The 8,125-nt window shown below is 39.1% G+C and carries 9 protein-coding genes; 8 read left to right on the top strand and 1 reads right to left on the bottom strand.

Annotated elements, in window-relative coordinates; genetic code table 11:
- Positions 1-253 precede the first annotated feature (253 nt).
- The 8 genes from Q1A31_RS20735 (at position 254) to Q1A31_RS20700 (ending at position 7,282) form a co-directional block, all read left to right on the top strand.
- Positions 254-1,375 (top strand): branched-chain amino acid ABC transporter substrate-binding protein, encoded by a 1,122-nt coding sequence (locus tag Q1A31_RS20735; protein WP_299881669.1) that lies wholly within the window; start codon positions 254-256, stop codon positions 1,373-1,375.
- Positions 1,376-1,486: 111 nt separating this feature from the next.
- Positions 1,487-2,389 (top strand): branched-chain amino acid ABC transporter permease, encoded by a 903-nt coding sequence (locus Q1A31_RS20730; RefSeq protein ID WP_299881666.1) that lies wholly within the window; start codon positions 1,487-1,489, stop codon positions 2,387-2,389.
- A complete protein-coding gene (locus tag Q1A31_RS20725) occupies positions 2,386-3,672 on the top strand; it encodes a high-affinity branched-chain amino acid ABC transporter permease LivM (RefSeq protein WP_299881664.1) in 1,287 nt (428 codons plus the stop codon). Before Q1A31_RS20730 ends, Q1A31_RS20725 begins: the two co-directional genes overlap by 4 nt.
- Positions 3,669-4,454 carry an ABC transporter ATP-binding protein gene (locus Q1A31_RS20720; protein WP_299881661.1) on the top strand — a complete coding sequence of 262 codons (786 nt, stop codon included), beginning with the start codon at positions 3,669-3,671 and terminating at the stop codon, positions 4,452-4,454. The genes Q1A31_RS20725 and Q1A31_RS20720 overlap by 4 nt, the downstream gene beginning before the upstream one ends.
- A complete protein-coding gene (locus Q1A31_RS20715; RefSeq protein WP_299881658.1) occupies positions 4,447-5,154 on the top strand; it encodes an ABC transporter ATP-binding protein in 708 nt (235 codons plus the stop codon). Before Q1A31_RS20720 ends, Q1A31_RS20715 begins: the two co-directional genes overlap by 8 nt.
- An 88-nt stretch (positions 5,155-5,242) precedes the next feature.
- Complete coding sequence (locus tag Q1A31_RS20710) at positions 5,243-5,674, top strand: hypothetical protein (RefSeq protein WP_299881655.1); 432 nt, start codon at positions 5,243-5,245, stop codon at positions 5,672-5,674.
- Between the two features lie 140 nt (positions 5,675-5,814).
- Entirely contained in the window at positions 5,815-6,345 is a 531-nt protein-coding gene (locus tag Q1A31_RS20705; protein ID WP_299881652.1) for a hypothetical protein, read from the top strand.
- Positions 6,346-6,397: 52 nt separating this feature from the next.
- On the top strand, positions 6,398-7,282 hold the full coding sequence (locus Q1A31_RS20700; protein ID WP_299881648.1) for a DMT family transporter: 885 nt from the start codon (positions 6,398-6,400) through the stop codon (positions 7,280-7,282).
- Between the two features lie 56 nt (positions 7,283-7,338).
- On the opposite strand, the gene Q1A31_RS20695 is transcribed toward Q1A31_RS20700, so the two are convergent.
- Positions 7,339-7,989: an adenine nucleotide alpha hydrolase gene (locus Q1A31_RS20695; protein WP_299881645.1), complete on the bottom strand. Its 651-nt coding sequence runs from the start codon at positions 7,987-7,989 to the stop codon at positions 7,339-7,341.
- Positions 7,990-8,125: the final 136 nt, after the last annotated feature.

Genomic DNA, 8,125 nt, shown 5'->3' with positions numbered 1-8,125 from the left:
GTGGTACAAACATTATAACAATTGAAGTTCAGGCTTTCTTTAGTTTGAATAACTATGGGACAGCAGTGGGGGTGACTCTATAATTTCTAATATTAGATTATTTATTTGATTATCTAAGTATTACGAATAGAAAAGTTATTTTTGTGATGCACATCAAAATATCTATTCTTTATTATATTTCTTAGTGGTATTTTCTGCCATATTTTCCTATTCTCAGGACATCATACTTTATATACAACCGAAGGATACAATAATGAAAAAATCATTACATAAAACTGTTGCTGCTACATTACTAGGACTTGCCTTTGGGGCGATGAGCTTAGCTAGCGCAGACACCATTAAATTAGGTGTTGCTGGACCACACAGTGGCGATTTAGCTTCTTATGGTATTCCAACGACTAAAGCGGCTGAGCTTGTAGTAAAAGAAATCAATGCTAAAGGTGGCATCGATGGCAAGATGGTTGAGTTACTGGTTGAAGATGATGTATGTAAGCCAGAAATTTCAACGAATACCGCGACTAAATTAGTCTCTGAAGGTGTTCACGCGGTACTAGGGCATATCTGTTCTGGCGCTACTAAAGCAGCATTACCGATCTATAAAAGTGCAAATATCATTGTAATTTCTCCATCTGCTACCAGTCCTGGTTTAACGCAGAGCGGCGATTATCCTAATTTCTATCGTACTATTGCATCGGATGATGCCCAGGCTAAAAAAGCAGTAGATTTTACTTTGCAGAAATTAGGTCTGAAGAAAATCGCAGTCATTCACGATAAAGGTGATTACGGTAAAGGTTTTGCTGATTTCGCCAAGAAGTTTTTAGAAGAAGCGAAAGATGGTGAAGTTGTATTGTTCGAAGGTGTAACTCCTGGTGCGGTTGATTACTCTGCGGTTGTGCAAAAGATTAAACGTTCAGGTGCTGATGCGGTTATCTACGGTGGTTATCACCCAGAAGCGTCTAAGATTGTGACGCAAATGCGTAAGAAGCGTATGAAGACGCCATTTATCTCTGATGATGGAGTTAAGGATGATACGTTTATCAAAGTTGCGGGTAAGTACGCAGACGGCGTTTATGCTGCAGGCCCTAACGACAATTCAAGCAACCCTGTTGCTAAAGCAGCTAATGAAGCACACAAAAAAGAGTTCGGAAAAGATCCTGGCGCTTTCTTTGAGAATGCCTATGCGGCGACTTTAGCGATCTTAAATGCGATTGATAAAGCAGATTCAACTGACTCTGACAAAATTGCCAAAGCGCTTCATGAAAACGAAATCTCAACTCCGGTAGGAGACATCAAGTTTGATGAGAAAGGCGATGCGACGGGTGTTGGCTTCTCAATGTACCAGGTTGTAGATGGCAAATTCATAGAAGTTAAATAAGTTATAGCAATTTAATTGCGAATGACGAAATTTATAACTTTAGAAAATTAATGAAGTAAAAAAAACAAACCTAGGGCGGTTTCATCGCTCTAGGTTTTTTAGTGTGAGCACATGGAATATTTTATAGAATTATTTTTTAGTGGTTTAACCCGCGGTTCAATATACGCATTGATCGCATTGGGTTATACCATGGTATATGGAATCATTGGTCTGATTAACTTTGCCCATGGTGAGATTTATATGATCGGTGCGTTCACCGCTTATGTCATAGCCACCGTATTAGGTATTTATGGTTTTCCGGTATTGGCGATTATTGTTTTAGCGGGTTTAGCTGCTGCAATCTGGTCCAGTGCTTATGGGTATACCATTGAGAAAGTCGCATATAAACCGATAAGACACGCACCGCGATTGTCGCCATTAATCAGCGCAATCGGCATGTCTATTTTCCTTCAGAATTATGTATTGCTCGCACAAACATCTGATTTTTTAGCATTCCCGGAATTGATCCCCGATTTTGAATTTATGGAACCGATTGCGCATATCGTTGGAACCACAGATATGGTGATAATAGTAAGTACCATAGTCATTATGTTACTTCTGACTTTATTCATCAAAAAATCCCGCACCGGTAAAGCGATGCGTGCAACCGCTCAGGACCGGACCATGGCAAAACTCATTGGTATTAATGTCGATCAGGTTATTTCGGTGACATTTATTATTGGTTCTGCACTGGCTGCATTGGGTGGTTTGTTGATTGCCTCTCATATCGGCCAGATAAATTTTTACATCGGTTTCATCGCCGGTATAAAAGCATTTACCGCAGCAGTTTTAGGCGGTATCGGTTCAATACCTGGTGCAGTTTTAGGTGGTTTTATCCTGGGCTTAACCGAGAGTTTCGCGACCGGTTACGTCTCTAGTGATTACGAAGATGTATTCGCATTTTCGCTGTTAGTTTTAATCCTTATTTTTAAACCATCAGGTTTACTCGGTAAGGCGGAAGTGCAAAAAGTATGATTAACGATAATGCACAAAACAATAAAGACATCAAACTGATCACAGAAATTACGCGATCTTTAAAGGTTTCGCTGTGGTTTGTTTTTCTAACCTTTCCACTGTTAGTGATAAAAGTCGACGCTTTAGAAAAGACCGTAGAATATCGCTGGCAGAATATGCTGTACGTTGCTATCGGTACTTTTCTGGTTTCGTTATTGAGTAAATTCTTTCTAGACCAGAATACCAAGCGCAAGGAAAGAGCGGCGTTGGTGACAGAGCCTCAAATAGGTTTTCTGGAAAGAATTTTTAACGAACCTAAATACCTGTATCCAATTGCATTTGCCGCTTGTTTATTCGCATTAATTTTCCCGCTGATTTTTTCTCCCTATCAGACAAATATTATGACAACAGCACTGATGTATGTGGTGTTGGGTTTGGGCTTAAATATTGTGGTGGGCATGGCAGGTCTGTTGGATCTGGGCTTTGTCGCCTTCTACGCTGTGGGCGCATACAGTTACGCCTTATTGAATACGCATTTTGATTTAGGCTTCTGGATAGTATTGCCGATTGGCGCAATTCTTGCGGCCTTATTCGGTATTATTTTAGGTTTTCCTGTGTTGCGTTTGCGCGGTGACTATCTGGCAATTGTTACCTTAGGTTTCGGTGAAATTATTCGATTGGTATTGGAAAACTGGAATGAGTTCTCGCAAGGGCCCAGTGGTATTTCAAATATAGATCGTCCGGGTTTATTTGGTATGGAATTAACCCTAAATCAATCTATTAACTATATGTTTTATATAATGATTGGTTTAGTGCTTTTCACCATATTTTTTGTTAATCGTTTACAGAATTCGCGCTTAGGTAGAGCCTGGATAGCATTGAGAGAAGATGAAATTGCCTGTCAGGCAATGGGTATCGATAAAACCAAAACCAAACTGACTGCGTTTGCATTAGGGGCAACATGGGCAGGTATGGTTGGCGTCATCTTTGCGGCAAAAACGACCTTTATTAATCCGGCTAGTTTTACCTTTTTGGAATCAGCAATCATCTTGGCGATTGTCGTGATTGGTGGAATGGGGTCGATTGTCGGCGTTATTGTTGGTGCCTTTGTCTTGATTCTTCTACCAGAATATCTTCGCGCTTTATCTGATTATCGAATGTTGGCATTTGGTGCAATTATGGTGATGGTGATGATCTATCGACCTCAAGGCATTATTTCGAATGTGCGCAAACATATTCAGTACGACCCTGAAGAAAAGACTGCAAAGAAAAGTGTAGATACTACACAAGCAGGAAAGTCATGAGTTTAATACTCGATGTTAAAAAGCTCAGTATGCGCTTTGGTGGAATCCATGCGCTAACCGATGTTGATTTACAAATCAGTAGTGGTGAAATCGTTGCATTAATTGGCCCCAATGGTGCAGGAAAAACAACGTTCTTTAACTGTGTAACTGGAATTTATAAGCCAACTTCAGGTGACGTGCTTCTCAATACACCTAAGACCAAGAATATTCGATTGAATGGTCTCAAGCCCAATCAGGTAACGATTAAAGGCATGGCGAGAACCTTCCAAAACATACGCCTGTTTCAAAGCATGAGTGTTCTGGAAAACGTCATGATTGGTCGTCATTGCCGTACTAAATCATTTATTTTTGGAGCAGCTTTTAGAACTAAATTCACTCGCGAGGAAGAACAACAAACCATCGAGAAAAGCTACGCTATCTTGCAAAAAATTGGTTTGGAAGTCTCAGCTAATGAGCTCGCGAGTAATTTGTCCTATGGTGAGCAGAGACGTTTAGAAATAGCCCGGGCATTAGCGACAGAACCCGCACTACTCCTTTTAGATGAGCCAGCTGCCGGAATGAATCCACAAGAGACTCAGGATCTTGAGGCGTTGATTTTAAGACTGCAACAAGAAGGTCAGGCTATTTTATTGATAGAACATGATATGAAATTGGTAATGAATCTTTCGCATCGTATTTACGTGCTGGATTACGGCACATTGATTGCTACAGGTACTCCGCAGGAAATACGTAATAATCCTACTGTAATTAAAGCTTATCTGGGAGAAGGTGCTGATGCTTAAATTACAAGATGTACACAGTTTCTACGGAAATATTGAAGCCCTCAAAGGTATCAACCTGGAAATCAATGAAGGTGAAATCATCAGCTTGATTGGTGCTAATGGCGCCGGTAAATCAACCACCTTGATGTCGATTAGTAATATCGTTTCACCACGTCAGGGATCAGTGATTTACCAGGGTGAAATAATCAATACCAAACCACCTGAAGACATCGTAAAGATGGGCTTATGTCAGGTACCGGAAGGACGGCATATTTTTCCGCATTTAACCGTGCGCGAAAATCTTGATATGGGCGCTTTCCTCAGAGATGACAAAGACGGTATCAGAAAAGATCTGGATTATGTTTATTCACTTTTCCCCATTCTTAAAGAAAGGTCCGGTCAATCCGGCGGTACTTTAAGTGGTGGAGAGCAACAAATGCTCGCGATTTCACGTGCCTTGATGTCTCGCCCGAAACTATTGTTGTTAGACGAGCCTTCTATGGGACTCGCCCCTATTATTATTGCGCAAATTTTTGACATCATTAAGCAAATCAACGAAGAACAAAATACTACTATTTTTCTGGTTGAGCAAAATGCAAATCAGGCACTGCAAATAGCGGATAGAGCATACGTAATCGAAAACGGTAAAATTACCATGAGTGATAATGCTGATGCCTTGATGTCTAACCCCGATGTGCAAAAGGCATATTTGGGAATATAAAAAAAAGCCCTCCAAAGTTGGGGGGTGTATTTGTTTCCATCATCTATTAGAGTAAAGAACTTTTTAAACGAAAGAACGTGCTATTTAAATGTATATCAAACAGATAATTTTAACGACTATTGCCAGTGTTTTAATAGCATTTTTGGTAGCTTATACGTTTAATTTCATTCTATTTGCAGACATATTTGAAGCAATGGGAACTAATACTCGCAAAGAACCCATAGTTGCCCTAGCCATTGTTGCGAAAATAATTTATGGCATTGTGTTGGCTTATCTTTATCCGTATTTTTATAAAAAAGGTGATCATCCGGTCGTTCAGGGAATTAAATTTAGTTTAATAATTGAAGCCGTGGCTTATGCTTTTAATGGATTTGTCATAGCAGCAAAATATAATGTCGATCCAATCTTAACTTATTTAGTTTTGATTTTTATTTTACACGTGATTCTCGCCGTGTTTACGGGTATTCCCATGGGACTTATTTTTGGGGAAATTGAAAAGAAAGATAGTTATTCCGAGTAGTTCGAATTTTAAACACCCTTTAAGTAGGTGGGTGTGTCATGAGATTTTTTTCACTTATAATATAATCTTAAAAACTAAAATCAGGAAACTTACTTGAAGGGTTTTATTTCAGTCTTTGTTCTACTTACGTTCTACTTACTGTGTTTGTGGTTGAGGCAAGTTATTTCGGTAATTCCGAAATCAATACTTATGATCCTACTACGGGATATTATTATAAAGCGATTGTAGCGGTAGATGAGGGTAAGGGAGGTCTTCTAAGTAGTTCAAAGTCAACTCGAAAGATAACAAATATAGCCATTTATCAACCTTCAACTGACTCTCATAAATTACTTTTCAAAAAAGATATTGAAAGAAGTATTTCTTTTGTCTTTTTTGAATCAGCTTACAAAAATAATACTATTCAGTTTAATGGCGCCGAGGGAACATATAATCCCGCTATTAAAAATAATACCTCGGTAGCTGAGCGCAAACCAAACGATAAGCTCCTTATTGGGTTTAGGGACGATGATAAAAAGGTCACAGATCTTTGGGTTTCAAAAAAGGATGGGACTGAATTGCAAAAGCTTACCAGTGTTCGTTTTGGTTCGACATGGCATATCGATGTAAAGAATTCAGTATTACGCGTAGTTACCATTTCTAATCAAGATCTGAAGATTAAGAATTACCCCTGATAAAAACACGTTAACCAGACACTTAATAAACCTCTAAAGTAGATAATCCCGTATGCAGGTATCAAACTCGATCAAAGCAGTGCTTTGGATGATTGGCGCTGTCCTTTCATTCACCTCTATGGCTATTGCAGGAAGGGAAATGGCTGTTGAGTTAGATACATTTGAAATCATGATGTATCGCTCTTTAATTGGTTTGGTTATTGTTTTGATTATCGGCGGTTTTGCAGGCACGTTAACGACTATTTCTCGAAAACGTTTTAGTTTGCATCTGATACGAAATATCAGTCATTTTATTGGGCAAAACCTTTGGTTCTTTGCCGTCGCAATAATTCCGTTTGCGCAAGTTTTTGCGTTTGAATTTAGTACGCCAATCTGGGTCGCTTTACTGGCGCCCATTTTTCTTGCCGAGCGTTTAACCAAAATACGATTACTGACGGTTACTCTTGGGTTTGTGGGTATTCTGATTGTCGCGCAACCGGGCAATATAAATATAGGATCTGGCGTAATCGCCGCTGCTCTTTGTGCGGTTGCTTTTGCGGGTGCATACATCGGTACTAAACTACTTTCACAAACTGAAAGCATCACCTGTATTATGTTTTGGCTAACCGCCATTCAACTCGTGCTAGGAATAATCTGTACGGTTTATGATGGTGATATTGCCTTGCCAAGCATAAAAACTTTGCCGTTGATTGTACTTGTCGCGTGTGCAGGATTGTTTGCCCATTTTTGCATCACATCAGCGCTCAAATTGGCACCGGTTATGTTTGTCTCGCCAATAGATTTCTTGCGTTTACCCATTATCGCTTTGATCGGTGCGAGTTTTTATAATGAAGCTATAAATATGTGGGTTATTATAGGTGCGATTATAGTGTTTGGTTCTAATCTTCTAAATATCTGGGGCGAAAATAGAGCTAAAGCAAATAGTCCTATTTTATAAAAAAGGCCTTAAAGTAGGGGGGTGAGTTTTATAAAGTGATTTAATACTAATTTGTATTAAATTGTAGGTAGTAGATCAACAAAAACAAACTGACCTTTTATATACTTTTCACCGACGCTAATTCCAATCGCTTCTTTAAACATCGGGCCATTATAAACAAAGCTGTGAAACTCCCCATTTTCACCACATGGGTCTGCAGTTGCCGGTAATGATTCTAGAAAATCATGATCATAATTTTTGCCAGCGAAATCTTCAGGTATTTGTTCAGAATCAACACAGCTAATAACAGTCTTGATGCCATTTTCTAAGAGGATATTTGATAACTCATGGGTTGGTATTCCCCAGATTGGAAAGATCGGCTCGATGCCTGTATCTCTTAACTGGTCTTCTCGATATTTACGAATTTCTTTAATATATAAATCCCCAAATGCCATGCATTCAATATTGTCTGCTTTGGCCTTATCGATAAATCTATCCATGATGTTTTCGTAATCATCGTTACTACATGGATCAGGCAATTCGATGATCTCTACTGGTAGTCCAATACTATTTGCTTGTGCTTTTAATAGCTCGACTCTGACACCGTGCATGGCTACACGATCCACATTTTTATTGATGGTGCTGAATAAACCCACAACTTCGTATTCAGGATTATTCAGGAGTTGCTGAAGTGCCCAAGCGCTATCTTTGCCACTACTCCATGACATGAGTGTTTTACGTTTCTTCGTTTAAAAGTATTCAATTGATTTAATGAGAAATAATGCCTGAAAGATACTCTGTTCACCGTCAAGTAAATAATCCCATTTCGAATAGAAAAAACTAATGGATCACGATGCTACTAAA

Origin of the sequence: uncultured Cocleimonas sp., from assembly GCF_947495625.1 — a bacterium.
GTDB lineage: Bacteria > Pseudomonadota > Gammaproteobacteria > Thiotrichales > Thiotrichaceae > Cocleimonas.
Note: the sequence above shows the minus strand (reverse complement) of the source record. Positions and strands in the feature narration are given on the sequence as shown.